The sequence below is a fragment of the Microbispora sp. NPDC049633 genome, from assembly GCF_040675265.1.
Lineage (GTDB): Bacteria > Actinomycetota > Actinomycetes > Streptosporangiales > Streptosporangiaceae > Microbispora > Microbispora maris.
The window spans coordinates 15,631-41,434 of record NZ_JBFAOO010000030.1 but is presented as its reverse complement, the minus strand read 5'-3'; the positions used below and the strand labels follow the sequence as shown (position 1 = coordinate 41,434).

Genomic DNA, 25,804 nt, shown 5'->3' with positions numbered 1-25,804 from the left:
CATGAGGCCGTTCCGAGGCGTACGCATCTGACCCCCACCGGAGTGAGGCCATGACCCTGCCCGCGCACGCAGGACTCGACGCGATCGTCTCCGATCCGGCCGGCGCCGTGATCGGGCTCGACTACGACGGCACGCTCTCCCCGATCGTGCCCGACCCCGCCGCCGCCCGGGTGCATCCCGGCGTTCCCGGCGTGCTGGCCGCCCTCGCACCGCTGGTGCGCGCCGTCGTCATCGTCACGGGCCGCCCGCCGCGTACGGCGCTGGCCCTCGGCGAAGTCTCCGGCGGGCCGTCCCTCGCCGACGTGCCCGGTCTGGTGATCCTCGGCCACTACGGCCTGGAGCGCTGGGAGGACGGCCGCCTGACGGCGCCGCCGCCCCCGCCGGGGCTCGACCTCGTCCGCGCCCGGCTGCCCGAGCTCACGGCGGGCCTCGACGGGGTGTGGATCGAGGACAAGGACCGGGCCGTCGCCGTGCACACCCGGCGGTGCGCCGATCCCGTGGGGGCGCTGGAGGCGCTGCGTGGGCCGGTCGCGGCGCTGGCCGGGGAGGCCGGGCTGACGGTCGAGCCGGGCCGCATGGTGCTGGAGCTGCGGCCCGCCGGGATGGACAAGGGACGGGCCCTGTCGGCCTTCCTCGCCGAGCGCGGCGCCCGCTCGGTCATGTTCGTCGGAGACGACCTGGGGGACCTCGCCGCCTTCGGCGCGGTCGAGACGGCCGGGATTCCCGGCGTACGCGTGTGCAGCGGGTCCGCGGAGGTGACCGCGCTGGCGGAGCGCGCCGACGTGGTGGTGGACGGGCCCGACGGCGTCGTGGCACTTCTCGGCGACCTCGTGGCAAGGATGGGCAAGCCGTCTGCAACCCGCCGGGCGTAACGTCCTGGGCATGAGGAAGACGATCTCGGCCGCGGCGGCCGGCCTGGCCGTGCTCGCGGCGTCCCTGGCCGTTCCGGCGGCGGCGTACGCGAGCGACAGCGCGGCCACCAAGACGTTGCACCTGCGCAAGGGCCTGACCCTCAAGATCCCCTCGTCCTGGCGGGTCGACGCCGGTCGCGCGGACTGGCTGCGCGTCGTCACCGGCTCGTGCCCCACCAAGGGCACGGACACGTACGGCTTCCGCGACTCGGGGTGCCACAGCTTCTGGATCCTCGGCCCCAAGGCCATCAAGGTGGGCCATGAGCTGTTCCAGGCGTACACGCCGGACGGCCCGTTCTATCCGGCCACCGACGTCGGGCCCTGCCCGGTCAAGAAGAAGCTCTACATCGGCCGGACCACGCTCGCCGAGAAGGGGCTTCGGCAGGTCGGGCCGGGGCACAAGGCCGACTACCGCGACTGGGCGGGCACCTGCAGGACCCTGACCTCCGGCACGGTGAAGGCCCGGTTCAACCAGCGCGAGTGGTACCTGCCGTCGTCGCGGATCCTGGTGGTCGACCAGTGGAGGACCCCGGGTCTCGCCGCGATCCTCGAGGACGCGACCTGGAGCTGAGCGCTTGGCGATCTCCTGCCTATCGGGCCACAAGTCGTCCGCAAGTGACCGCGCCTAGTGTTTTCGGCATGTTCAGAAAGACGATCTCGGCCGCGGCGGCCGGTCTGGCCGTGCTCGCGGCGTCCCTGGCGGTTCCGGCGGCGGCGTACGCGAGCGAGAGCGGCGGCACCAAACAGGTCCGTCTGCGCAGCGGCCTGACCCTCACGATCCCCAAGTCGTGGAAGGTGGCGAAGGACGACAAGGACTGGGTGCGCGTCATCACCGGCTCGTGTCCCACCTTCGGCACCGAGGACTACGGTTTCCGCGACTATGGGTGCCACGGCTTCTGGATCCTCGGCCCGAAGGCGCTGAAGATCGGGAACCACACGTTCCAGTCCTACAAGTCGAAGTACGGATTCGACCCGGCGACCGACGTCAGCATCTGCCCGAAGAGCTACAAGCTGTACAAGGGCGAGTGGAAGCTCGCGGACAAGGGGCTGCGGCAGGTCGGGCCCGGCCACAAGGCGGACTACCACAAGTGGGCGGCGACCTGCGTCGACAAGAAGTGGCGGGTGAAGCTGCACTACAACCAGCGCGAGTGGTATCTGCCCTCGTCCAAGGTGCTGGTCCTCGATCAGTGGGACCACCCGCAGCTGGCCGCGATCCTCAAGAACGCGACCTGGAGCTGACCGGTCCGGGGCTCAGGAACGCGACCGGGAGCCCACGACCCCGCCCGCGGCCACCGCGATAAGGGCCGGCGCGAGCAGGAACGCCGTGTGCGTCCCGAAGCCGTCCCCCAGCGCGCCGAGCACGAACGGCCCGCTGCCCGAGCCCACGCCCGCCCAGATCGAGGCCGTGCCGGACGCCTGGTCCGGCCGGCCTCCCGACACCTCGATCATGCGCGTCAGGCCCATGGGGAACTGGACCGAGATGCCGAGCCCGCTGAGCGCGAGCCCGGCGTAGCAGACCGGCGCCGAGGTCCCGATCCAGAACAGCGTCCAGCCGGCCAGGGTCACCCCGAGCGAGCCCAGCAGCACCACTCCCGGAGCGAAGCGCAGGGCCAGCCGGGCGCCGCCGAACCGGCCCGCGGCCATGCCGGCCAGCATCGCGGTCAGCCCGGTCGCCGCCACGCCGGGCGACAGGCCGGTCCGCTGGCCGAACAACGCTGCGGCCCACAGGTTGAAGGCGAACTCCAGGGCCACGCAGCACAACAGCACGAAGCCGGCGACGTGGAAGCGCCAGCCGTACGGGACCCGGAGAGAGGCCGCGGGCGACGGCGGCGGGACGGGCGCGGGCGGCACCCACACCCGCCCCATGACCAGGGCCAGCACGAGGGTGGCCGCCACCGGGACGAACAGCGAGGGACGCCAGCCGATCGGCGACTCGGCCACCACGCTGAAGACGTAGGTGGTGGCGATGCCGGCGGTGACGCCGACCGCGTTGGCCTCGCTGATCACGGCCGCCCCGGCCGGGCCGTGGTGGTCGCTGAGCACCGCCATCATCACGTACAGGGCCGTCGAGCCGCAGCCGCCGGCGAGGGTGAAACCGGCGAGCGTGAGCGGAAGCGAGTGTCCGAACGCGACGAGGAGCACCCCGGCGTTCATCCCGGCCAGGCCGCCCCAGGTGACGGCGCGGCGCCCGAGCCGCCTGGTCAGCGTGGGCAGGGCCAGCCCGCCGGCGATGCCGCCGAGCGCCATCCCGGTGCCGTGCAGCCCGGCGACGGCCTGGGACACGCCGAGTTCGGCGCGCAGGAGCGGCACGGCGGCCGACAGGCCGTACAGGTAGGTGGCGAAGGTGGCGAGCTGCAGATAGACCAACCAGGTGGGGCCGTCCCTGGTGACCTTTATGTTGCGTTCCAAAACCAGGCAAGGTTAGCGCAACGAGGAAAGAGCCTTGATCGGCGGCCTCGTTCAGTGCAGCGCGGCGAGCTGGTCCTCGAACCAGCGCTGGGGCGGCAGGGCGGTGGCGGCCTCCCGCAGCCGCAGGCCGCGCGTGAGGCGTTCCTGTTCCGGCAGCGTCAGCGCCTCGTGCAGCGCCGCCGCCGTGCCGGACACGTCGTACGGGTTGACCAGCAGCGAGTCGGCCCCCAGCTCGGCCGCCGCGCCCGCCTCGCGCGACAGCACCAGCGCGCACCGGGGCGACAGGATCGGGCCCTCCTTGGCCACCAGGTTCATGCCGTCCCTGATCGGGTTGACGAGCAGGACGTCGGCCAGCCGGTAGGCGGCCAGGGAGCGCGGGTAGTCGTCGTTGACGTTGAGGATGAGCGGGTCCCAGTCCTCGGTGGCGTACTCGTCCTCGATCTCCTTCGCGCAGCGCTGCACGGCCGCCGTGTATTCGCGGTACTCGGGCAGGTCGTGCCGGGAGGGGTAGGCGAACGCCAGGTGGACGACCCGGCCGTGCCACTCGGGATGGGCGGCCAGGAACTCCTGGTAGGCCCGCAGGCCGCGCACGATGTTCTTGGACAGCTCGGTGCGGTCGATGCGCACGATGAGCTTGCGGTCGCCGACGTGGTCTTTGATCGCGGTCATGTGCGACTCGACGTCCGGCTCGGCCGCCCGCGCCCGCAGCGCCTCCCCGTTCACCCCGAGCGGGTGGACGCCGATCCTGGTGGTCCGCCCGTCGTAGGTCACCGTACGGGCGGCGTGGTCCACCCGGGCTCCGAGCAGCACGTCGCAGCAGTCCATGAAGGAGCGGGCCCAGCGGGCGGTGAGGAACCCCGCGTGGTCGGCGCCGAGGATGCCGGTCAGCACCTCGGCCGCGACGTCCTCGGGCAGCAGCGCGAAGTATTCGGGCGGCGCCCAGGGCGTGTGCGAGAAGTGGCCGATGCGCAGGTCGGGGCGGTCGACCCGGAGCATCGCCGGGGTCAGCGTCAGGTGGTAGTCCTGCACCATGACGCGCGCCCGGGGCGCCGCCTCCTCGGCGAGGGCCAGTGCGAAGGCCCCGTTGTACGTGCGGTACGACTCCCACTCCCGGCGGAACCGCGTGCCGAACTCGGGGGAGAAGGGCGTGTTGTACAGCAGGTGGTTGACGAACCAGAGGGTCGAGTTGGCCACGGCGTTGTAGGCCCGGTGGAAGACCGCGGGCGGGATGTCCAGCATGCGGATCGGCCCCGTCTCGAAGGCCCGGTCGAGCCGGCCGCCGGGCGCCTGGCGCACCGCGCCCCGGTCGCCGTCCGACAGCGCGGCGCAGACCCACAGGACGTCGGTGTCCCTGACCACCTCGGACAGGCCCGAGACCAGGCCGCCACCGCCCCTGCGCATGGTCAGGCCGCCGTCCTCCGACAGCGTGAAGGACACCGGGCCCCTGTTGGACGCGATAAGAACGGTGCTGCTCATCTGGGCTGTCCCTCGATCAGAGCGGGCGCGCATGCCGGAAGATTAATAAAAGCCGACCTCCGTCAATAGGATGTCAACCGATCGCGGAAGGGCTGGATACGGCATGGCACTGGACGACACGACCGAGGACCTGGCCCGATCGGCTGCCCAGGGGGACCATCGCGCGCTCGGTGAACTGCTGCGACGCATCGAGCCCGACGTGCTGCGGCACTGCGAGAGGCTTCTACCGTATCGGCAGGACGCGGAGGAGGCCGCGCAGGACACGCTGCTCGCCGTGGCACGCAACATCGGCAGGTTCGAGGGGCGCGCCAAGTTCAGCACCTGGTTGCACATCGTGACCGTGAACTGCGCCAGGACCACCTACCGCTCGCTGAAGCGGCGCTCGTCGGAGCAGGCGGAGGAGCTGCCCGACCAGCGGCCCGATCCCCGGCGGGTGAGCGTCATCGCCGGGTCGCGGCTCGACCTGCTCGACGCGATGGAGGCGCTGGAGGCCGAGCGGCCCGACCTCGCCCAGGCGCTCGTGCTGCGCGACATCTGCCAGCTCGACTATTCGGAGGTCGCCGACCAGCTGAAGATCCCCCTCGGCACGGTCAAGTCCCGGATCCATCAGGCGCGCAAGTACGTGCAGGCCGCTCTCGGCGAGGCGTACGGCTGATACGGATCGTCTCGTTATGTGAGACATCGGAACGGACACGGAGGACGCCGGGGTACAGTGCTAGGGACCTTTCTCGGAAAGGTTCCACAACTGAACATGCTCATCCAGAGGGGTGGAGGGACCGGCCCTGCGAAGCCCCGGCAACCTCCCCGGTGTCGAACTCGTGTCCACGAGGCCCGGCCGGGACAGGTGCCAATTCCGGCTCGCGGCCAGGGTGGTCGCGAGCGAAGATGAGGGAAAGGCCTCGCTTCATGGCGCACACCAGCACTGCCGCTAACACCGCCGCGAACACCGTCGAGTTCGGCCCCGCCACGGGTCTTTCGTGTCGCGAATGCGGCACGCTTTATGAACTCGGCCCGATCTTCGCCTGTACGGAGTGTTTCGGCCCCCTTGAGGTGGCGTACGAATTCGGCGAGATCCGCCGGGAGGACATCGAGTCCGGTCCGGCGAACATCTGGCGCTACCGCTCCCTGCTCCCCGTTCCCGCCGACGTGGCGGCCAAGCCCAACCTCCAGCCCGGCTGGACCAAGCTCGTTAAGGCCGACAGGCTGGCCGCCGAGCTGGGGCTGCGGTCGCTCCACGTCAAGGACGACTCCGGCAACCCCACCCACTCCTTCAAGGACCGGGTCGTCTCGATCGCGCTGGAGGCCGCGCGCAACTTCGGCTTCCACACCCTGTCGTGCTCCTCCACCGGCAACCTCGCCGGCGCGGTGAGCGCGGCCGCCGCCCGGGCCGGACTGGACTCCTGCGTCTTCATCCCCGCCGACCTGGAGCCGGCCAAGGTCGTCATGGCCGCGGTGTACGGCGGCCGTCTGGTCGCCATCGACGGCAACTACGACGAGGTCAACCGCTTCTGCTCGGAGCTCATCGGCGACGAGCTGGGCGAGAAGTGGGGCTTCGTCAACGTCAACCTCCGGCCCTTCTACGCCGAGGGCTCCAAGACGCTGGCGTACGAGATCGCCGAGCAGCTCGGCTGGCGCCTGCCCGACCAGATCATCATCCCGGTGGCCTCCGGTTCGCAGCTCACCAAGATCGACAAGGGCTTCCGCGAGCTGATCAAGCTGGGGCTGGTCGAGGATCGGCCGTACCGGATTTTCGGCGCGCAGGCCGAGGGCTGCTCGCCGGTCTCCCGGGCGTTCAAGGCCGGGCAGGACGTGGTGCAGCCGGTGCGGCCCGACACCATCGCCAAGTCGCTGGCGATCGGGAACCCGGCGGACGGGCCGTACGTGCTCGACATCGCCCGGCGCACGGGCGGCGCGGTGGAGGACGTGAACGACCAGGAGATCGTCGAGGCGATCCGCCTGCTGGCCAGGACCGAGGGCGTCTTCGCCGAGACGGCGGGTGGCGTCACGGTCGGCGTGCTGCGCAAGCTGGTGCGCGAGGGGCGCCTCGACCCCGACGCCGAGACCGTGGTGCTGAACACCGGCGACGGGCTCAAGACGCTCGACGCGGTGGCCGAGCACGCCCGCCCCACCGCCGTCATCCGTCCTTCTCTCGACGCCTTCCGTGCGGCATTCGCCAACTGAAAGCGTTTCACCAGGCCCATCGGCAGCAACGAAAGCGAGCGAACAATGAGCGTTTCCGTGCGGATTCCGACGATTCTCCGGACGTACACCAACGGAGCCGCGGAGGTGAGCGGGGAGGGGGGAACGCTTCGAGAGGTTCTGCAGAAGCTGGACGCGGACTACCCCGGCATCGGCGGGCGCATCCTGGACGAAACGGGTAAGATTCGGCGTTTTGTCAACGTCTACGTCGGAGAAGAGGATGTCCGATTCGCCGACGGTCTGGACACCGCCACGCCGGACGGGGTGCAGATTTCGGTCATCCCCGCCGTCGCCGGAGGCTGAGCCGCCGCACCGGCGCCGAGCACCTGACATGCACTTCTATGGCGAAGAAGTCGGGCGGTGCTATGGCAAATGGTGTAGCTCTCAACTATTCAACAGCAAAGTGAAAATTCTTCGGTCCTGCTTAGAGCGAACGCCAAGTAGTAGTTTGCGGATTGACTCTGTTGTCCTACGCCTTGACACGGGTATGGTCGAGGACGATCGACAAAACCGGGGGCTTCTTGGTGGTCCCCAGCCCAGCAAGAGGAGTCGGAAGTGGCGCAGGGCACCGTCAAATGGTTTAACGCGGACAAGGGCTACGGCTTCATCGCGGTAGACGGTGGTAAGGACGTGTTCGTCCATTACTCGGCAATCCTGATGGACGGCTACAAGGCCCTCGAGCAGGGTCAGCGGGTTGAGTTCGACATCACGCAGGGTCAGAAGGGCCCCCAGGCGGAGGCCGTACGGGCCGTCTGATCCCGTCATCGACCTTGGAAGGCCCGGCGCACGAAGTTCCGCGCGCCGGGCCTTCCGCTGTGTCTCCCGCGTCGCGCGTCGGGGCGCTCACTTCCGCCGTCTTCCTTCGTCGCGCTTGGTCGCTTCGCTCCCGCGCGCTCCTCAGTCCAGACCGGCGGCGCGCCCCTCCGGCTTGCTCTGTGTCTCCCGCGTCGCGCGTCGGGGCGCTCACTTCCGGCGGGTCCGGTGTGACCTGCTGCGCTCGTTCTGGACATACCGTCCAAGCTGGTCAGGGTGGCTTCCGCTTGCACTCTCGGGGGGAGAGTGCTAAATACTTGTTTGGCACTCTGAGGTCGAGAGTGACAACAATCGGGATCGGGGCGATGGGGCCCGCGCAGGGATAGCGGGCTCAAGCCGTCGCGGGCGTCGGCTCGGTCCGTTGAAGACACCCTGCTACTGGGAGGTCTAGCCTAATGGCAGCCAAGATGATCGCGTTTGACGAGGACGCCCGGCGCGGTCTCGAGCGCGGTATGAACCAGCTCGCCGACGCCGTGAAGGTGACCCTCGGCCCGAAGGGCCGCAACGTCGTGCTGGAGAAGAAGTGGGGCGCCCCCACGATCACCAACGACGGTGTCTCCATCGCCAAGGAGATCGAGCTCGAGGACCCGTGGGAGAAGATCGGCGCCGAGCTGGTCAAGGAAGTCGCGAAGAAGACCGACGACGTCGCCGGTGACGGCACGACGACGGCTACCGTGCTCGCTCAGGCGCTGGTCCGCGAGGGTCTGCGCAACGTGGCCGCCGGCGCCAACCCGATGGCGCTGAAGAAGGGCATCGAGGCCGCCGTCGAGCGCGTCAGCGAGGAGCTGTCGAAGCTCGCCAAGGACGTGGAGACCAAGGAGCAGATCGCCTCCACCGCCTCCATCTCCGCCGCCGACACCGAGATCGGCTCCCTCATCGCCGAGGCGATGGACAAGGTGGGCAAGGAAGGCGTCATCACCGTCGAGGAGAGCAACACCTTCGGCCTGGAGCTGGAGCTCACCGAGGGTATGCGCTTCGACAAGGGCTACGTGTCCGGCTACTTCGTGACCGACCCCGAGCGCATGGAGGCGGTCTTCGAGGACCCGTACATCCTGATCGTCAACTCGAAGGTATCGGCGAACAAGGACCTCCTGCCGCTGCTCGACAAGGTCGTGCAGTCCGGCAAGCCGCTGGTCATCATCGCCGAGGACGTCGAGGGCGAGGCCCTGGCGACCCTGGTCGTCAACAAGATCCGCGGCCTGTTCAAGTCCGTGGCCGTCAAGGCCCCCGGCTTCGGCGACCGCCGCAAGGCCATGCTGGGCGACATCGCCACCCTCACCGGTGGTCAGGTCGTCAGCGAGGAGGTCGGTCTCAAGCTCGAGAACGCCACCCTCGACCTGCTCGGCCGCGCCCGCAAGGTCGTCGTGACCAAGGACGAGACCACGATCGTCGACGGCGCCGGTGACGCCGAGCAGATCGCCGGCCGGGTCAACGAGATCCGCGCCGAGATCGAGCGCACCGACTCCGACTACGACCGCGAGAAGCTCCAGGAGCGCCTCGCCAAGCTGGCCGGCGGCGTGGCCGTCATCAAGGCCGGCGCGGCCACCGAGGTCGAGCTCAAGGAGCGCAAGCACCGCATCGAGGACGCCGTCCGCAACGCCAAGGCCGCGGTCGAGGAGGGCATCGTCCCCGGCGGTGGCGTGGCCCTGCTGCAGGCCGGCGCCAACGCGTTCGACAAGCTCGAGGTCAACGGCGACGAGGCCACCGGTGCCGCGATCGTCCGCAAGGCCCTCGAGGAGCCGCTGAAGCAGATCGCCGTCAACGCCGGCCTCGAGGGCGGCGTCGTGGTGGAGAAGGTCCGCAACCTCCCGGCTGGTGAGGGCCTCAACGCCGCGACCGGCGAGTACGTCAACATGTTCGAGTCCGGCATCATCGACCCGGCCAAGGTCACCCGCTCGGCGCTGCAGAACGCGGCGTCCATCGCGGCGCTGTTCCTGACCACCGAGGCCGTCATCGCCGAGAAGCCCGAGAAGGAGAAGGCCCCCGCCATGCCCGGCGGCGGCGACATGGACTTCTGATCCATCTGCCTGCTTCGTCTCAACGGAAGGGCGGTTCCCCCTCGGGGGAGCCGCCCTTTCCCGTTGTGCGCCTCAGGTTCAGGTGAGGCGCCTGACCCAGCGGGCGCAGTCGGTCTGCATCGCGTATCCCGCCGACGTCCAGGCGTGGTGCGCCAGGGTGTTGTCGTGCAGGACCATCGCGTCGGCACGGAACGCGCCGAACTTCCGGAACCGCTCCTCGGCGGCCCGGATCAGCAGCGATCCGATGCCCATGCGGCGGTGGGCGGGGTCCACGGCGAGCCGGTAGAGGTGGGCGCGCCAGCCGTCCCACCCGGCGATGAGCGTGCCGATCACGCGGCCGTCGATCTCGGCGATGAGCAGCGCCTCGGGATCGCGCTCGATCAGGGCCACGACCTTGGCGGCGTCGTCGTGCCTGTCGGTGTTCTCCGCGGCCTCCCGCCAGAACCGCAGGACGGCCTCGACGTCCTCCAGGACGCCGTCGCGGACTCGTACGTCGGGCGCGCTCATCGGAGCTCCTCGGGCAGGTCGCGGCTGTGCAGGATGGTCAGTGACGTCACGGCCCGGGTGAGGACCACGTAGAGACGGGCGCGACCGCGCTCCTCCGCCTCGGCGATGGCGGCGGGCTCGGTGACGATCACATGGTCGTACTCCAGACCCTTGGCGAGCGTCGCCGGCACCAGCAGCAGCCGGTCGTCGCCCGTCGAGTCGGGGCCGAGCACCGCGTGCGGGAGGTGCGCGGCGTCCAGCGCCGCCGTGAGGCCCGGTACGTCCGCGTCGGCGGCGATGACGCCGATCGACCCCTCCTGCGTCAGAGCCTGCCGTACGGCCCCGGGAAGGGCGGCGGCGACGTCGGCCTCGCGGCGTACGGACAGGGAGCCCGTGCCGGGACGCAGCGAGCGCGGCGGGGCCAGCTCCGGCGCGACGGAGGGCAGCAGCCGCGCCGCGAAGTCGAGGATCTCGCGGGGCACGCGGAAGCCGAGCGTGAGCTCGGTGACCTCACCCGACGGCTGGCCGAGGTGGTCGAGCACGGTCTTCCAGGAGCGTGCCGACCAGGGCGTGGTGCCCTGCGCGAGGTCGCCCAGCACGGTCGCCGAGCCGGTGCGGCAGCGGCGTCCGAGCGCGCGCAACTGCATCGCCGACAGGTCCTGCGCCTCGTCGACCACGAGATGCCCCTGGGACGGCGTGCGCTCGATCAGGTCGCCGAGCTCGTCGAGCAGGGCCGCGTCGGCGGCCGTCCACTTGGCCGACCGATGAGACTTGTACGGCTTGCGCCACAGGATGAGCTGCTGTTCCTCGGGCGACAGATCCGACCGGGCCGATCTGGCGAGGAACTCGGGGTCCGACAGCAACCGGAACAGCACCTGCTCGGGGGTGAGCTTCGGCCAGGCGGCGTCCAGTATGGCCTTGACCGGCTTCGAACGCGCCACCGCGTCCTGCACCCGGTCGTCGGGCGACTCGCCACGCCGTTCCATCTGCACGAGCACGGCGTGGGCGAGCCGCTGGGCCAGGGTGGCGCGGCCCGGGCCGTACCTCGTCGTGCCGCGCAGGGAGGCGACGATCTCGCGGACCTCGTGATCGGGCACCCGATAGCGGTTGATGCCCTTGGTGAAAAGCACCCCTTCGACCGGCTTGGTGACGTGCAGCCACAGGGCCCGCTTCACCACCTCGGCCATGCGTGCGTCGCCCTTCACGGCCGCCGCCGCGGGGTCCTCCGGATGGGCGTGGTCGCCCAGGACGCCGGCCACCGTCGTCTGGTCGACCTTCACCTCGCCGAGCGCGGGCAGCACCGAGGAGATGTAGGCGAGGAAGGCCCGGTTGGGCCCGACGATCGTCACGCCCGAGCGCGACAGCTTCTCGCGGTGCGTGAACAGCAGGTAGGCCGCGCGGTGCAGGCCCACGGCCGTCTTGCCGGTTCCCGGCGCGCCCTGCACGCAGACGGTCACGCCGAGGTCCGCGCGGACGATCTCGTCCTGGTCGGGCTGGATCGTCGCGACGATGTCCCGCATGGGGCCGGTGCGGGGCCGCTCGATCTCCTCCGTCAGCAGTCGGCTCTGCCCGAGCGTCCTGCCGTCGAGCGGCTCGTCCTCGTACGCCGTGAGGTCGCCGCCCTGGTAGCCGAACCTGCGGCGCAGCCGGACGCCCATCGGGTCCGCGGGGCTCGCCTGGTAGAAGGCGCGCGAGATCGGGGCGCGCCAGTCGATGACGAGGGGCCGGCTGCTCTCGTCGTGGACGTGCCGGCGTCCGACGTAGACCGTGCCGGGCAGGTCGTCGCCGGGCGCGCGGTCCAGCCGGCCGAAGAACAGCGGCGCGTCGGGATGGTCGGCCAGGGCGGCCACTCTCTGGTCGAGCAGGCCCTGCAGGACCTGTTGCGACACCCAGTCGCCGGCGGCGTCCGCCGACAGCGACTGCGCGTGCTCACGCATCGCGCGGAGCGCGGCACGGGAGGCCGCCAGATGGGCGCGCTCGTCTTCGAGCACATTTCCGGGCATGCGGAAACTCCTCCGGACATGACGAGGACAGGACTGGTGGAAGCGGGAAACACAAGAGCTTAGCGACGGACCCCGCGACGCCGAAACAGTATTTCTCGCGCGTGTCACCGTTTCCCGGGGCGGGTATCTGTACCCGGGTGACGCGCACCGTGGTTCCTCCGGCGATCCAGGCGGCGGCGAGCCTGCTGCTCGCCACGCTGTGGGGGTTCGCGGTCTTCGGCGGCTGGAGCAGGCAGGCCTTCTGCGTGACGAGCCTGGGGCCCTCGCCGGACTGTGCGGACCGGATCGCCTCGGTGATCGCGCTGTCCGTTGTGGTCGCGGTGGTCGCGGCGTGCGCCACAGGGGCCGCCTGGCTCGGCCGGCGCGAGTCCCTGTACGGCGCCGCCGTGGTGGCATGGGTCGTCGCGCTGGTGGTGCTGTTCGTCGGCGGCCTGGCCGCGCAGTGACCGCGGCCCGGTGACCGTGCCTCGGTGATCGCGGTCCGGTGACCGCGTCCGGGTGACCGGTCGGAGACTTCCCGGCGGCCGAGGGGATCGTCCTCTCCTCGGCTCGCCGGGCAGCGTCATGCGGTAGTGGGGTGATTTGTCGTGAAATGCCCTGTTGTGTGAGCCTTGGACGCTCGCCGGCAGGGTGAGGCAAGGGATAACGACGAACCAGGAGTAAGACGAAAAATGCGTATATTGCGTGATTCGCCTCGTCTGCTGGGTATTGCGGCCATCACGACTGCATCATGTGAGGGTAAGGCGCGAGGGGGTGACGTGGTGACAACGCCCAAGGGTATTTCCTGGATTTAGGGTCGCCATCGCCGTACGGGTGAGCGTCCGCGGGAGGGCGCCCGGAGATCGTGACGCGGCGTGCGGGCTGGTCAGGCGTCCCCGGCGGCCCGTGGAGGACGCCGCGTACGGCTCGTCCTCACGCCCGGAGCGGCGCGCTCCAGGTCGGCCGCGCGGGCGAGCGTCCGCCGGCCGGAACTCACACCCCGGAACTCACACCGGGGCCTGGATCTTGCCGATGCCGAGTGTGGTGACGGCGGGCAGCAGGCCCGACTCGAACACCGCCCCGAGCAGTGGCAGGTTGAGCGCGGCCAGCCGCTCGGCGCCCGCGTCACCGAGCGTTCGCCACGGGCCCGCGGCCAGTTCGTCGGTCATGCGCTCCACCTGGTCGCGCAGCGCGCGCCCCGCCGGAGTGGCCCTCCCCTCGCCGTCCACCAGGCCGCGTACGGCCAGCCGCTCGCGTGCGGCGGCCCACTCCTCGTCGGTCCAGCCGCGGCCGGCGAAGTTCTCCGCCGGGGCCGCGCCCACGGCGGCGAAGGAGACCAGGGCCTCACAGGCGTCGAGGCCGGCGGCGTGCAGGGCCGTCAGGTGCCCGTCGCCGCGGTGCTCGCGCAGCACCGTGTAGGCCTGCCACAGCGCGAGGTGCGGTTCCTCCGGCCAGGGAAGGTCGAGATTGGCCGCGGCGAGCGGCCGGTGAGCGACGTCCGCGCTCTCCGCCGCCCGGATGGCCAGCTCGGCCGCCTCCTTCACGCCCTCGTCGATCCGGTCGCCGAGTAGACCGCGCAGCGTCCGGTCCATCGCGCGCAGCCGCGCGTCGAGCACCTGCCGAGGCGACGCGGTCGCCCAGACGCCCGGCACGAGTTCGGCGATCATGTCCGGGCTGAAGCTGTAGTAGGTGGCGGCCACCAGCGCCGGTCCCGCCGCGCCGAGCGGCGCGGTGCGCCAGGCGAAGTAGCTCGGCCAGCGCGTCGAGACGTCGTAGCCGAGTGCGGCGGCCTCCTCGAAGGCCTGCGGGCTGTAGTAGAGCGTGGCGTGGACCGGCTCGATCTGGTGCCACATGGTGCGGGCCAGGCGTGCGGACATCCCTCAAACCTCACTGTCTAGATAAAGCTCCGGCTGGCCTTTCAGGCCGGCCGGCGCGACGCTCGTGGACGCCTGGTCCGCCGACATGGGCACGGCGCCGGCCATGGTCGTCGGGGTCGGTCAGGGGGCGCGGCTCGGCGCGTGCCAGGCCACGACGTGCTCCCCGGTCTTCTACGACACCACGCGCGACGCCTCGCGCCGCTTCTGCGATCTGTCCTGCCAGAACCCGCCAAGGCCAGCGCCTACCGGGCGCGGCGCCGTACGTGACCCGGGAGGTCACCTCGCCGGGTCCTCCTCGCCCACGTCGTCGGCGTCGATGATGTGGTAGGCGTACCCCTGCTCGGCCAGGAACCGCTGCCGGTGCGCGGCGAACTCCTGGTCGACCGTGTCGCGGCTGACCACGGAGTAGAACCGCGCGCCGCCGCCGTCCGCCTTGGGACGGAGCACTCGGCCGAGGCGCTGGGCCTCCTCCTGGCGTGAGCCGAACGTGCCGGAGACCTGGATCGCCACGGCCGCCTCGGGCAGGTCGATGGAGAAGTTGGCGACCTTGGAGACCACCAGCACCCGGATCTCCTTGTCGCGGAACGCCTGGAACAGCCGCTCGCGCTCCTTGACCTTGGTCTCGCCCTTGATGACGGGCGCGTTCAGGTGCTCGCCCAGCTCGTCGAGCTGGTCGATGTACTGCCCGATGACCAGCACCTGCTCGTCCGCGTGCCGCCGCACCAGCGCCTCGGTCACCCTCGTCTTGGCGGGCGTGGTCGAGCAGAACCGGTAGCGCTCGTCGCTCTCGGCCATGGCGTAGGCCAGCCGCTCGTCGTCGCTGAGCGTCACCCGCACCTCGACACACTCGGCGGGGGCGATGTAGCCCTGGTTCTCCATCTCCTTCCAGGGCGCGTCGTACCGCTTGGGGCCGATGAGCGAGAAGACGTCGCCCTCCCGGCCGTCCTCGCGCACGAGCGTGGCGGTAAGGCCGATGCGCCGCCGCGCCTGCAGGTCGGCGGTCATCCGGAAGATCGGCGCCGGCAGCAGGTGGACCTCGTCGTAGACGACCAACCCCCAGTCGCGGGCGTCGAACAGCTCCAGGTGGCGGTACGTGCCCTGCCGCCGGGTGGTCATGACCTGGTAGGTGGCGATCGTGACCGGGCGGATCTCCTTCTTGGTGCCGGTGTACTCGCCGATCTCGTCCTCGGTCAGCGAGGTGCGCCTGAGCAGCTCCTGCTTCCACTGGTGCGCCGAGACCGTGTTGGTGACCAGGATCAGCGTGGTCGCCCGCGCGTGCGCCATCGCCGCCGCGCCCACGATCGTCTTGCCCGCGCCGCACGGCAGCACCACGACGCCGGAGCCGCCGTGCCAGAAGGCGTCGGCCGCCTCCTTCTGGTAGGGGCGCAGCGTCCAGCCGTCCTCGCGCAGGTCGATGGGGTGGTGCTCGCCGTCGACGTACCCCGCGAGGTCCTCGGCCGGCCAGCCGAGCTTGAGCAGCGTCTGCTTGATGTTGCCGCGCTCGGAGGGGTGCACGGCCACCACGTCGGCGCCGAAGCGGTCCCCGACCAGCGGCTGGATCTTCTTGGAGCGCAGCACCTCCTCCAGCACGGCGCGGTCGGTGCTGGTGAGCACCAGGCCGTGGATGGGGTGCTTCTCCAGCCGCAGCCTGCCGTACCGCGCCATGGTCTCCGCGACGTCCACGAGCAGCGCGTGCGGCACGGGGTAGCGGCTGAAGCCGATCAGCGCGTCGACCACCTGCTCGGCGTCGTGCCCGGCGGCGCGGGCGTTCCACAGCGCGAGCGGGGTGACGCGGTAGGTGTGGACGTGCTCGGGCGCGCGTTCCAGCTCGGCGAACGGCGCGATGGCCTTGCGGCACTCGTCCGCCCTGGGGTGGTCGACCTCCAGCAGCAGCGTCTTGTCCGACTGAACGATCAGCGGCCCGTCACTCAATGCCTGCTCCCCCTTGTACGGCTACCGCATATCAAACACGAGGCCGGGCCGAATCAGTCCCGGTCTCGCCGATGCCGTATGTATGGGCGACGTCTGGGCGCGGTCAGTCGAGGTAGCCGTTGATCCCGGCGTAGAAGAGCCCTCCGATCGCCAGGATGAGCAGGACGACGTTGATGCCGATGGCGATCCACGTCCACTTCAGCAGTCCGCGCGCCTGGTCCGGCGCGGTGTCCACCTTGCTGAGCGCGATTCCCGACAGAATGGCGCCGGCGATGCCGCCGAGGGTCACGTAGCAGCTCAACGACAGCACGATGCTGACGACGAGGGCCACGATCGCGTGCGTGCGCGGGCCCTCCGGCCGCGGCGGGTAGCCGCCGGGCGGGTAGTAGCCGTACGGCTGCTGCTGGTAGGGGTTCGGCCCCGGCTGCCCGTACTGCCCTTGCTGGCCGTACTGACCCTGTTGCCCGTACTGTCCCTGCTGGCCGTACTGGCCGTACTGCTGGTTCGGGTCGGGGCCAGGCGGCGTGCCGTACTGACCGTGCGGCTGCTGTCCGTAGGGGCTGGAGCCGGACGGCGGTCCATAGGGATTGGACGGCGTCTGCCAATCCTGGGGTCCCTGCCCCGGCTGCTCTGGAGTCGTCACCCTGAAATCCTTTACTACAGCGGACCCCAAGATTTACCACGAATCAGTCATCGCCCGATCTCGGCGATGCCCGTTATCCGGTGCAGGGCGAAGCGGTGGACCGTCGCCCGGGTCTCGTCGTACGCGGTGAGGTAGCCGCCCTCCATCCGGGCCGGCTCGAGGATGCGGCTGGTTGCGTGCCCCTGCGAGTCGAGGTAGCCGATCCACACCCGCGACCCCTGCCGGATGGCCTCCTGGAGCGCGCTGATCGTGGCGGTCGCGGGGGAGCGGGGCACCTGGCCCTCGGGCGCCTCGACCGGCCGCCGGCGTGAGTCTCCCGCCCGCATCGCGCGCACGGCGGCGGTCAGCGTCTCGGGATCGGGCGCGGCGGTGGCGGTCACGCGGGCGGCGAGCTGCCCCTCGGTCCGCCGGGCGTCGGCCCGCGCGACGACCACGTCGCCCTCCAGCGACTCGGCCACCGGCGCGTAACCCATCGCCCGCAGCGAGTCGACCAGCGCGGCCCGGGACGTCTTGGACGCCAGCACGGTCGGCGCGAGCCGCCGCAGCCGTAGCAGGTGGGCCCGTTTGTCGGCGAGCACCTCGTCGAGCAGGGCCGGGTCGTCGCACCGGATGTAGGCCGACGCCGCGCCGACGCGGATGCGGCCGTGGCGGCGGGCGACGTCCGTCACCAGGTAGGCCAGCGGCTGGGGGACCGGGGTGGCCGAGTGGCGCTCCAGCATGGCGAGCAGGTCGCCGGCCGAGTGCCCCGCGTCGAGCGCCCGGCGGATCGACTGCTCGGAGAAGCGGTACACCGTCGCCCCGCCCTTGCTCTCCACGTCGGCCGTGAGCGCGAGCCGGCGGCCGAGATCGGTGGTGAGCGGGCCCGGCGCCACGGCCGTCAGGTCGGCCTGCAGCAGCACGTGGTCGACCGGCCGCGGCAGCAGCGGCGCGAGCAGGCCCGCCGCGCGGCCGTCTCCGCGCGCGACCGAGCGGCCGTGTGAGGACGGCGCGCCGAGACCGGTCACGCCGATGTGCTCGGCCTCGCGCAGGGCGAACCGTACGAGCCGGTCGCGCAGCGCGGGACGGCGGCGGGGCTGCTCCCAGGCGAGCCGGGCCAGCACCGACTCGGGCGTCGGAGCGAGGCCTGGCGGCGCTGACTCCAGCACGGCGAGCGTGCGTGCCCGCATCTGGGCGGCCCCCGGCCTGCGCAGGTCCGGGTGGAGGGCGTTCAGCGGGCGGTCGCGGTCGTCGCGCTCGCCGATCAGCCCGGGGGCGCGTTCCATCGCGGCCCACGCGCCGGCGAGCACGGCCCACCGGTCCTCGGTGGCCTTGATCCGCCAGGCGTCGTAACCGCCGGTGGGCAGCCATTCCCCCTCGCCCGCGGCGACCAGCCCGGCCGCGTGCGCGACCTCGACGACCAGGCCCGCCGCCCATTCCGGCAGGTCGAGCAGCTGCGCCGTCCGCCTCAGGTCCCGTACGGCGAGGCCGCCCGCGCGCAGCACCCCCGGCGGGTCCACGCTCCACACCTCGCACAGCTCTTCGACCGTGCGCACGAACGTGAACGCCTGCCCGGCGGCCGTGCGGTCGGCCAGATCCTGGTCGCGTACGGGCCCCTCCAGGGCCGGCGGGCCGGGGGACAGGTCGCGGTGCACCCGGCCGTCGCGCAGCACGAGGGCTACCTCCCGGGGGAGCGCGACCGTCTCCTCCCCGGTGGCGCCCAGCAGGCCGCGGGCCAGCAACTGCTCGATGGGCGACTGCGCGCCCGCCGTGTCCACGTCGCGGCGCGCGTTCGGCAGCCGTCCGCTCGCCGGGCCCCACACCAGTTCGTCCAGGGCGGCCCTCGCCTGCGGGGAGACCTCGCCGACGAGGCGGCCGACCGTCGCGGGGTCGGCGAGCAGCGCCGCGAGACGCTCCCTGGCGGGCCGTCCGCCGTCGGTGTGCCCGCCGCCGCCCTCGTACGCCGGGTCGATGTCCCGCAGCAGCACGTCGAGCCGTTCCGGCGGGTGATGGCGGAAGACCTCGGCGACCGGCGGCCCCAGAGCGGCCGGGGGTTCGAGCGCGTCGGCCACCCCCGGCGCGGGCAGCAGCGCGTCCTCGGGCCCGTAGATCAGGGCGCGCGTGGTCAGCAGGTCGAGCGCGGCGTCGAGGGCGGGCCCGAGGACCTCGGCGCCGGGTCCGTCGGGCCCGTCGGGCACGGCGCGGCCGAGCAGGGTCAGCAACGTCTCACGGTCGGCGGGACCGGGCCGCAGGGCCAGCGTCTCCAGCACGGAGAGTGTGAACCGGTCGAGACGGTCGAGCGCCCGGCCGATCGCCGAAGGGCTGCAGGCCCGGGCGGCGAGACCGTCGATGTGCGCCGGGACGGGTGTCACGAGTTCGGGCCGCGCCGCCACGAGCGCCCGCAGTCGCTCGTCGGAACGGCCGCGCAGCCACTCGCTGAAGTCCGTGCCCGTCATTCTCTCCATGGTAGGGCTCGACCTTCATCCGGCCGCCGGAGCGCCCGTACGGCAGGGGTTTCGCGCACTCGCCGGAAAGATCCACAAGAATGTCGTCACGGGATGCTTCATTGGCCTCCGAGTGGGTCCACGAGGCCTGTCTCTGGGCATAACCTACCTACAGTCACCTTCACGACAGTCTGAACGAGGTCACCCCTGTGCCGAGTGGCAAGGTCAAGTGGTACGACGCCGACAAGGGTTTCGGCTTCCTCACCCGCGACGACGGCGGTGAGGTCTTCGTGCATTCCTCCGCCCTGCCCAAGGGCGTCGAGGCGCTCAAGCCCGGGCAGAAGGTCGAGTTCGGTGTCGCAGAGAGCCGCCGCGGCCAGCAGGCGCTCTCGGTGCGGGTGATCGACCAGCCCCCGACGCTGGCCAAGACCGTCAAGGGCAAGGTGAAGCGCAAGAAGCCCGACGAGATGGTCGTGATCGTCGAGGACCTCATCAAGCTGCTCGACGACATCTCGAACTCCTACCAGCGGGGCAAGCACCCGGACGCGGCGCACGCCAAGAAGATCGCGACCGTGCTCCGGGCCGTCGCCGACGACCTCGACGCGTAGAAGGCGTAGGCGCTTAGAAGGCGTCCGTCCCGCCGCCCGGCCCTCCGAGACGGAAGGCCCTTCGATCGAAGGCCCTCCGATCGAAGGCCCTCCGATCGAAGGCACAGAGCGGCGGGATCCCGGCACGTTCAGGTCGCCGGGGCGGCGCGGGCGGCGAGCCTGCGGCGGCGGAGCATGACGAGGCGGCCGAAGGAGAGCGCGAGAGCCGCGGACATCACGCCGAGCCCGGCGGGACCGGCCACGAACAGCGACATCACCAGGCCCAGCAGGCCGCCCAGCACCCAGGCGATCTGGAGCAGCGTCTCGGCGACGCCGAACGCCGAGGAGCGCACCTCCTCGCCGACCTCGCGTTGCACGATGGCGTCGAACGCGAGCTTGCCGAGGCCCTGGGCGAACGCGCCCACGAGGGCGACGACGGCGGCGGTCCACACCGTGAAGAAGAACGCCGCCGCGACCGTGGACACCGTGGCCAGCGCGAGCGTGGCCATGACGGTCAGGTGCGGGGACCGGGAGCGCGACCAGGAGCCGGCGGCGGCCCCGGCCAGGCCGCCCGCGCCCGCGGCGCCCGCCAGCAACGCCAGCGCGACCTTCGGGTCCACGCCGCGCAGGTGGCCGTCCTGGACGAGGAACAGCAGGAAGAACACGAGGAATCCCGACTGCACCCGGATCGCGGCGTTGGCGCCCATGGCCTCGCCCACCACCGGGCCCAGGTTGAGCACGGTGCGCCATCGGGGGCGCGGCTCGTCCTCCTCCAGGTCGGGCGCGTCCACGTGCCGCGGCAGCCGTACGGCGAACACTCCGGACAGCAGGAACAGCGGCACGGCGCCGCGCAGCACCCAGTCGGGCCCGGCGACGGCGGACAGGCCGGTCGCCAGGCCCGCGCCCACGCCGGCCGAGACCAGCGCGAACAACGCGACCCTGGCGTTGGCGGTCACCAGCGGGATGTCGGCGGGCAGCACGCTCGGCATGATCGCCGCGCGGGACACGTTGTACGCCTTCGACAGGACCAGTACGGCGAGCGCCGAAGGGAACAGCGTGACGGCGTCGGAGGTGTGGACGGCCCCGGCCATCCCCCAGCACAGCAGCCCCCGCGCCAGCAGGGTGCCGGCCATGATGTAGCGGCGGCCCGAGCGGAGCCGGTCGAGCACCGGCCCGACGAAGGGCGCCACGACCGCGAACGGCAGCATGGTGATCAGCAGGTACGCCGCGACCTGGCCGCGGGCCTGGCCGACCGGCAGCCCGAACAACAGCGCCCCGGCGAGGGCCACCGTGACCAGCGCGTCCCCGGCCGAGTGCGCGGCCGTCAACTCGATCAGGCGGCCGAGACCGGTCCGGCCGGCTCCCTGGGCGTGCGTGAGCCGGCGCGCCGCCCGCGCCGGTGCCCTTACGACACGCGTGACGTTCGCCCAAATCTTCACCATAGGCACCGAGGGTCCTTCCATGATTTACCCATCCAGCCGGTGCGGTCCGCTCGCGGCGTGGGTGAAAATGGAGTGTGAGTCGTACCCGAATCCGTAGCACTCCAGTCGACCAGGCCTGTGCCGCGGCGGTCGACCTCGCCCGCCGGGCCGCGGAGGACATCGCGCGTCCGGGAGAGGTGGGAGAGCACCTGGGCTTCGACAGCGAGGGTGACCGGCTCGTCACCCACTACTTCGAGTGCCTCGACCGCGCCTACCGCGGCTGGCGCTGGGCGGTCACCGTCACCCGGGCCTCCCGCGCCCGAATCGTGACCGTGAGCGAGACCGTGCTGCTGCCCGGCTCGGGTGCGCTGCTCGCTCCCCGCTGGGTGCCGTGGAACGAACGGCTGCGCCCGGGGGATCTCGGCGTGGGCGACCTGCTGCCGGTCGAGGCCGACGACGACCGGCTCGTGCCCGGGTTCGCCTCGGACGACGAGGACATCGACAAGCAGATGGTCTTCGAGCTGGGCCTGGGGCGCGCCCGCGTCCTGTCGGCGATCGGCCGGGACCTCGCCGCCCGGCGCTGGCGGGCCGGTGAGGCCGGTCCGCACACCCCGATCGCGCACGCCGCCCCGGCGCAATGCTCCACCTGCGGCTTCTACTGGCAGCTCGCCGGAGCGCTGGGCCTCGGCTTCGGGGTCTGCGCCAACGAGTACGCGCCGGACGACGGCCGCGTGGTGTCCGCCGACCACGGCTGCGGGGCGCACTCCGAGGCGACCACCGTGCCCTCGATGGTCATGGACCCGGCGCCCCCGATCCTGGACGACATGGGATACGACATCATCGAGTCGGGCTCCGTCGACGAGGCCGACTCCGAACCTCTGGGTCACGCCTGATCATGTTCGACACCGCGCGCCTGCGTGACACCGTTCTCGCGGCCTGGACGGCCTCGCCCGCCCGCTTCCGGGAGGACGCCAACGCCGAGGAGGACTTCGCCCTGGGCGGTTACCGCGACCGGCTGGTCGTGGAGCTCGCCCAGAACGCCGCCGACGCCGCGCTGCGGGCCGGCGTGCCGGGCCGGCTGCGGCTGACGCTCGCCGACGGCGTGCTGCTGGCCGCCAACGTCGGCGCCCCGCTCGACGAGACCGGGGTGGAGGGCCTGAGCACCCTGCGCGTCTCCGGCAAGAAGGACGAGGCGGGGGCGGCCGGACGCTTCGGCGTCGGCTTCGCCGCCGTCGTGTCGGTGAGCGACACGCCCTCGATCGCCTCCCGCGCCACCGGCGGCGTCCGCTGGTCGCGTGCGGAGACCGCCGCGCTGGTCGCCGCCCGGCCGGAGCTGGCCGCCGAGCTGGAGGGCCGTGAGGGGCACGTGCCGCTGCTGCGGCTGCCGTTCTCCGACGACTCCCTGGACGTCCCCCAGGGCTACGACACGGTCGTCCGGCTCCCGCTGCGCGACCAGGCCGCCGAGCAGGCCGTACGGCGCATGCTGGAGGAGGCGGGGCCCGCGCTGCCGCTGTCGATGCCGGCGCTGGAGACCGTCGAGATCGAGGTGGACGGGCGGACCCGCGCGATCTCGGCCGACGGCTGGCACGTCGTCGCCGAGTCCGGGACGTTCACTCCCGAGCAGGTGGCCGAGCTGTTCGCCGACCGCCCGACCGAGGAGCGGGCCCGGCCCTACTGGGAGGTCCGCTGGGCCGTCCCCGCCGGCCGCCGGAGCGACGTTCCCAAGGTGGTGCACGCGCCGACGCCGAGCGACGAGCCGCTCGACCTGTCCGCGCTGCTGATCGCGTCCTTCCCGATGACCACCGACCGGCGGCACGTCGCCCCCGGGCCGCTCACCGACTTCCTCGTCGCCCGGGCCGCCGAGGCGTACGTCCGGTTGCTGCGGGAGCTCCCGGCGACCCCGGACCTGCTCGACCTCGTGCCCGGCCTGATGGGCAAGGGCGCGCTCGACGCCGCGATCCGGCGGGAGATCGTCAAGTCGCTGCCGGACACGCCGCTGCTGCCGTCGATCTCCGACGGAATCGTGCCGGGCGGCCAGGCACGGGCGGTCGAGGGATCGGCCGAGTTCCTGGCGCTGATCGCCGGCGTCGTCCCCGGGCTGCTGCCCGCCGGCTGGGCCTCCCGGCACCCGGCCCTGACCACGCTCGGGGTGCGCCGGGTCGACCTGGCCGACGTCGTGGACATGCTGTCCGGCGAGGCCGTGGAGGACAAGGACCCGTCCTGGTGGCGGTCGGTCTACGAGGTGCTGCCCGCCGACGACCTGGAGGCGGTCGGCGCGATCGCCGTGCCGCTGGCCGACGGCCGCCTGGTGCGCGGCCCGCGCGGCACGCTCGTGCTCACCGCGGAAAGCTCCGTGGACCCCTCCCTGCTGGCGCCGCTCGGGCTGCGGATCGTCCACCCCGACGCCGCCCACCCGCTGCTGCTGCGGCTGGGCGCGGCCGAGGCGACCCCGCGTACGGTGCTGGAGGACCCGCTCACCCACGCGGCCGTGTCCGAGTCGCTGAACAACGCCGACCCCGAGCCGGTGGCCCAGGCCGTGCTGGCGCTGGTCGACGCGGCGGGCCTGACCGCGGGGGAGGCGCCGTGGCTGGCCGAGCTGGCGCTGCGCGGCGCCGACGGCGAGCTGTACGCCGCGGGCGAGCTGCTGCTGGCCGAGGGCTCGCTGGCCGGTCTGATCGACCCCGATGTGCCGTTCGGCGTCGCCGCCCCCGAGCTGGTGGACAGGTTCGGGCCGCACGTGCTGGCGGCGGCCGGGGTGCTCGACGGCTTCGCCGTGGTCAACGACTCCGACGTGTTGCTCGACCCGGCCGAGTGCGACCACGACCTCGACCGCGAGGACGAGTGGCTGGAGGCCGTGCTCGATCTGCTGCCCGACCTTGACGTGCCGCCGGTGGTCCGGGAGTTCACCGCCGTACGAGACCTGGAATACGTCGCGGACTGGCCGAACGCGCTCGCGCTGCTGTCGCGGCCCCCGCTGCGCGCCGCCCTGCGGCCGATGCGGGTGCTCGCGGCGGGGGAGACCGTCGAGGTGCCGTCGTACACCGCCTGGTGGCTGTCGCGGCACCCGGTGCTCGGCGGGCGCAAGCCGACCGAGCTGCGGCTCCCGGCGGGCGATCCGCTGCTGTTCGGCCTGTACGGCGAGGCGCCGGCGGGGATCGACGCGGACGCGCTGAAGATGATCGGCGTCCGGTCCACCCTCGCCGAGCTGCTCGACTCGCACGGCGGCCCGGAGGAGCTGCTCGACCTGCTGGGCGACTCGTCCCTGGAGGTCGACCGGGCCCAGCTGCGGTCCCTGTGGATCGCGCTGGCGGCCGTCGATCCCGCCCGGGTGAGCCCGCCCGAGGCCGTACGCGCGGTGCTGAAGGGCACGGTCACGGTCGCGGACGTCGAGGACGGCCCGGTCGTGGTGGAGGCGCCCGACCTGCTCCCCCTGGTCGAGGACCGGCCGCTCGTGCTCGCGCCGTTCGACCTCGCCGAGGCGCTGTCGGAGGTGCTCGACCTGCCGCTCGCCGGGGAGGAGGTCGCCGGGGCGGTCACCTCGACCGGCGCCGAGAAGCCCGTGCCGCCCGAGGTGCGTTCGCTGCTGCCCGGGGCGCCCTCGACGTACGTCGAGCACGACGAGCTGCTCGTGGACGGCCGGCCGGTGCCGTGGCGGTTCTTCGAGGGCGTGGTGCACGCCACCGGCGTCGACGGCCTGGCCAGGGGCCTCGCCTGGGCGTCCGGCCAGTGGGGCGACCGCCTCGCCGTGGCGGCGCTGCTGCGCGACCCGGCCCGGGTCCCCCTGCTGCTCGCCGAGGCCGATCTCGACCCCACGGCCTCGATCTAGGCGTCGTAGGAGACCGGGCCGGGCGCGGTGAAGTACGCGGCGGTGTCGGCGTCCGCCGGGTAGTACGACTCGATCGCGACCTCGTCCAGGGTGATGTCCGTCGGGGTGCCGAACGTCGTGGTGGTGGAGAACAGCCGTAGTTCCCGTCCGCCGAAGCGGAAGATCATCGGAACCGCGATCTCGGACTCGACCGAAGGGCCGGCGTCCTCACGGCCGGGTCCGGGCGCCAGCAGTTCCTCGTAGAGCGCGGCCAGCTCGTCGCCGGGAGCGACGGCGAGCTGACGCCGGATGCGGGTACGCAGCAGCGCACGCACCTCGGCCAGGTTGACGATGTGCGGAGCGAGCCCGCGCGGGTCCAGCCCGAGCCGCACCATGTTGATCGGCGGCCGCAGCAGATCGGGCGCGACGTGTGCGAGGAACGGGCCGAGGGCGCTGTTGGTCATCACGATGTTCCACCCGCGATCGACGACCAGCGCGGGATACGGCTCGTGCGCGCGCAGGACCCTCCCGATCGCACCCCGGGCCGCGGACAGCGCGTCCCCGTCGAGCGGCCGTTCGGCGTAGCGGGGTGCGAAGCCGGCGGCGAGCAACAACCGGTTGCGCTCGCGCAGGGGCACGTCGAGCTGTTCGGCGAGCCGCACGATCATGTCGGCGCTCGGGTTGGACTTGCCCGTCTCCACCAGGCTGACGTGACGAGCCGAGACGTCGGCGGCGATCGCGAGATCCAGCTGGCTGATCCGCCGATGGTGGCGCCATTGCCGCAGCAGTTCCCCGACCGTGTGCATGGCCGCCGATGCTACTCCC

The 25,804-nt window shown here is 71.9% G+C and carries 23 protein-coding genes and 1 riboswitch; of the genes, 13 read left to right on the top strand and 10 right to left on the bottom strand.

The window, feature by feature from the left end:
* Positions 1-50: 50 nt before the first annotated feature.
* The 3 genes from otsB (at position 51) to AB0J39_RS10885 (ending at position 2,150) form a co-directional block, all read left to right on the top strand.
* Positions 51-872, top strand: a complete 822-nt coding sequence (gene otsB, locus AB0J39_RS10895; RefSeq protein WP_363463204.1) for a trehalose-phosphatase — start codon at positions 51-53, stop codon at positions 870-872.
* Between the two features lie 10 nt (positions 873-882).
* A complete protein-coding gene (locus tag AB0J39_RS10890) occupies positions 883-1,482 on the top strand; it encodes a hypothetical protein (protein ID WP_363463203.1) in 600 nt (199 codons plus the stop codon).
* A 68-nt stretch (positions 1,483-1,550) separates the two neighbouring features.
* Positions 1,551-2,150 carry a hypothetical protein gene (locus AB0J39_RS10885; RefSeq protein ID WP_363463201.1) on the top strand — a complete coding sequence of 200 codons (600 nt, stop codon included), beginning with the start codon at positions 1,551-1,553 and terminating at the stop codon, positions 2,148-2,150.
* Positions 2,151-2,162: 12 nt separating this feature from the next.
* On the opposite strand, the gene AB0J39_RS10880 is transcribed toward AB0J39_RS10885, so the two are convergent.
* Together AB0J39_RS10880 and AB0J39_RS10875 are read right to left on the bottom strand one after the other, a co-directional pair.
* Positions 2,163-3,320, bottom strand: coding sequence for an MFS transporter (locus AB0J39_RS10880; RefSeq protein WP_363463200.1), 1,158 nt, complete (start codon positions 3,318-3,320; stop codon positions 2,163-2,165).
* Between the two features lie 51 nt (positions 3,321-3,371).
* The gene (locus AB0J39_RS10875; protein ID WP_363463199.1) at positions 3,372-4,796 is read right to left on the bottom strand and encodes a trehalose-6-phosphate synthase; all 1,425 of its coding nucleotides are present in this window, start codon (positions 4,794-4,796) and stop codon (positions 3,372-3,374) included.
* 103 nt (positions 4,797-4,899) lie between these two features.
* On the opposite strand from AB0J39_RS10875, the gene AB0J39_RS10870 reads away from it, so the two are divergent.
* From AB0J39_RS10870 to groL, 5 genes are all read left to right on the top strand, one after another.
* On the top strand, positions 4,900-5,451 hold the full coding sequence (locus AB0J39_RS10870; RefSeq protein WP_363463198.1) for a sigma-70 family RNA polymerase sigma factor: 552 nt from the start codon (positions 4,900-4,902) through the stop codon (positions 5,449-5,451).
* Between the two features lie 97 nt (positions 5,452-5,548).
* Positions 5,549-5,688: riboswitch (SAM riboswitch) on the top strand.
* A gap of 14 nt (positions 5,689-5,702) precedes the next feature.
* Positions 5,703-6,977 carry a threonine synthase gene (thrC, locus tag AB0J39_RS10865; protein WP_363463197.1) on the top strand — a complete coding sequence of 425 codons (1,275 nt, stop codon included), beginning with the start codon at positions 5,703-5,705 and terminating at the stop codon, positions 6,975-6,977.
* Between the two features lie 45 nt (positions 6,978-7,022).
* A complete protein-coding gene (locus tag AB0J39_RS10860) occupies positions 7,023-7,298 on the top strand; it encodes a MoaD/ThiS family protein (protein WP_030509193.1) in 276 nt (91 codons plus the stop codon).
* A 252-nt stretch (positions 7,299-7,550) separates the two neighbouring features.
* Positions 7,551-7,751 (top strand): cold-shock protein, encoded by a 201-nt coding sequence (locus tag AB0J39_RS10855; protein WP_079319298.1) that lies wholly within the window; start codon positions 7,551-7,553, stop codon positions 7,749-7,751.
* A 452-nt stretch (positions 7,752-8,203) separates the two neighbouring features.
* Positions 8,204-9,826 (top strand): chaperonin GroEL, encoded by a 1,623-nt coding sequence (groL, locus tag AB0J39_RS10850; protein ID WP_363463196.1) that lies wholly within the window; start codon positions 8,204-8,206, stop codon positions 9,824-9,826.
* Positions 9,827-9,904: 78 nt separating this feature from the next.
* On the opposite strand, the gene AB0J39_RS10845 is transcribed toward groL, so the two are convergent.
* Both AB0J39_RS10845 and AB0J39_RS10840 read right to left on the bottom strand, forming a co-directional pair.
* Positions 9,905-10,333, bottom strand: coding sequence for a GNAT family N-acetyltransferase (locus tag AB0J39_RS10845; RefSeq protein WP_363463195.1), 429 nt, complete (start codon positions 10,331-10,333; stop codon positions 9,905-9,907).
* Positions 10,330-12,315 carry an AAA family ATPase gene (locus AB0J39_RS10840; RefSeq protein ID WP_363463194.1) on the bottom strand — a complete coding sequence of 662 codons (1,986 nt, stop codon included), beginning with the start codon at positions 12,313-12,315 and terminating at the stop codon, positions 10,330-10,332. The genes AB0J39_RS10845 and AB0J39_RS10840 overlap by 4 nt, the downstream gene beginning before the upstream one ends.
* 137 nt (positions 12,316-12,452) lie before the next feature.
* On the opposite strand from AB0J39_RS10840, the gene AB0J39_RS10835 reads away from it, so the two are divergent.
* Positions 12,453-12,761, top strand: a complete 309-nt coding sequence (locus tag AB0J39_RS10835; RefSeq protein WP_363463193.1) for a hypothetical protein — start codon at positions 12,453-12,455, stop codon at positions 12,759-12,761.
* Positions 12,762-13,301: 540 nt separating this feature from the next.
* Here AB0J39_RS10835 and AB0J39_RS10830 read toward each other — a convergent pair.
* Complete coding sequence (locus AB0J39_RS10830; RefSeq protein ID WP_363463192.1) at positions 13,302-14,171, bottom strand: hypothetical protein; 870 nt, start codon at positions 14,169-14,171, stop codon at positions 13,302-13,304.
* An 85-nt stretch (positions 14,172-14,256) separates the two neighbouring features.
* Between AB0J39_RS10830 and AB0J39_RS10825 the strand changes: the two genes are divergently transcribed.
* A complete protein-coding gene (locus AB0J39_RS10825; protein WP_363463216.1) occupies positions 14,257-14,499 on the top strand; it encodes a CGNR zinc finger domain-containing protein in 243 nt (80 codons plus the stop codon).
* Here AB0J39_RS10825 and AB0J39_RS10820 read toward each other — a convergent pair.
* The 3 genes from AB0J39_RS10820 to AB0J39_RS10810 form a co-directional block, all read right to left on the bottom strand.
* Positions 14,448-16,103, bottom strand: coding sequence for a DNA repair helicase XPB (locus AB0J39_RS10820; protein ID WP_363463191.1), 1,656 nt, complete (start codon positions 16,101-16,103; stop codon positions 14,448-14,450). The two genes, AB0J39_RS10825 and AB0J39_RS10820, sit on opposite strands and share 52 nt — an antisense overlap.
* Positions 16,104-16,206: 103 nt before the next feature.
* A complete protein-coding gene (locus AB0J39_RS10815) occupies positions 16,207-16,746 on the bottom strand; it encodes a hypothetical protein (protein ID WP_363463190.1) in 540 nt (179 codons plus the stop codon).
* A 47-nt stretch (positions 16,747-16,793) separates the two neighbouring features.
* Positions 16,794-19,178, bottom strand: coding sequence for a helicase C-terminal domain-containing protein (locus tag AB0J39_RS10810; RefSeq protein ID WP_363463189.1), 2,385 nt, complete (start codon positions 19,176-19,178; stop codon positions 16,794-16,796).
* Between the two features lie 197 nt (positions 19,179-19,375).
* On the opposite strand from AB0J39_RS10810, the gene AB0J39_RS10805 reads away from it, so the two are divergent.
* Positions 19,376-19,774, top strand: a complete 399-nt coding sequence (locus AB0J39_RS10805; protein ID WP_363463188.1) for a cold-shock protein — start codon at positions 19,376-19,378, stop codon at positions 19,772-19,774.
* Between the two features lie 128 nt (positions 19,775-19,902).
* Here AB0J39_RS10805 and AB0J39_RS10800 read toward each other — a convergent pair whose 3' ends face one another.
* Positions 19,903-21,195, bottom strand: coding sequence for an MFS transporter (locus AB0J39_RS10800; RefSeq protein ID WP_363463187.1), 1,293 nt, complete (start codon positions 21,193-21,195; stop codon positions 19,903-19,905).
* Positions 21,196-21,269: 74 nt separating this feature from the next.
* Between AB0J39_RS10800 and AB0J39_RS10795 the strand changes: the two genes are divergently transcribed.
* Entirely contained in the window at positions 21,270-22,067 is a 798-nt protein-coding gene (locus tag AB0J39_RS10795) for a DUF3027 domain-containing protein (protein WP_169986520.1), read from the top strand.
* Positions 22,068-22,069: 2 nt separating this feature from the next.
* The gene (locus tag AB0J39_RS10790) at positions 22,070-25,000 is read left to right on the top strand and encodes a hypothetical protein (RefSeq protein ID WP_363463186.1); all 2,931 of its coding nucleotides are present in this window, start codon (positions 22,070-22,072) and stop codon (positions 24,998-25,000) included.
* On the opposite strand, the gene AB0J39_RS10785 is transcribed toward AB0J39_RS10790, so the two are convergent.
* Positions 24,997-25,785, bottom strand: coding sequence for a helix-turn-helix transcriptional regulator (locus tag AB0J39_RS10785; RefSeq protein ID WP_363463185.1), 789 nt, complete (start codon positions 25,783-25,785; stop codon positions 24,997-24,999). The genes AB0J39_RS10790 and AB0J39_RS10785 overlap by 4 nt on opposite strands.
* Positions 25,786-25,804 lie beyond the last annotated feature (19 nt).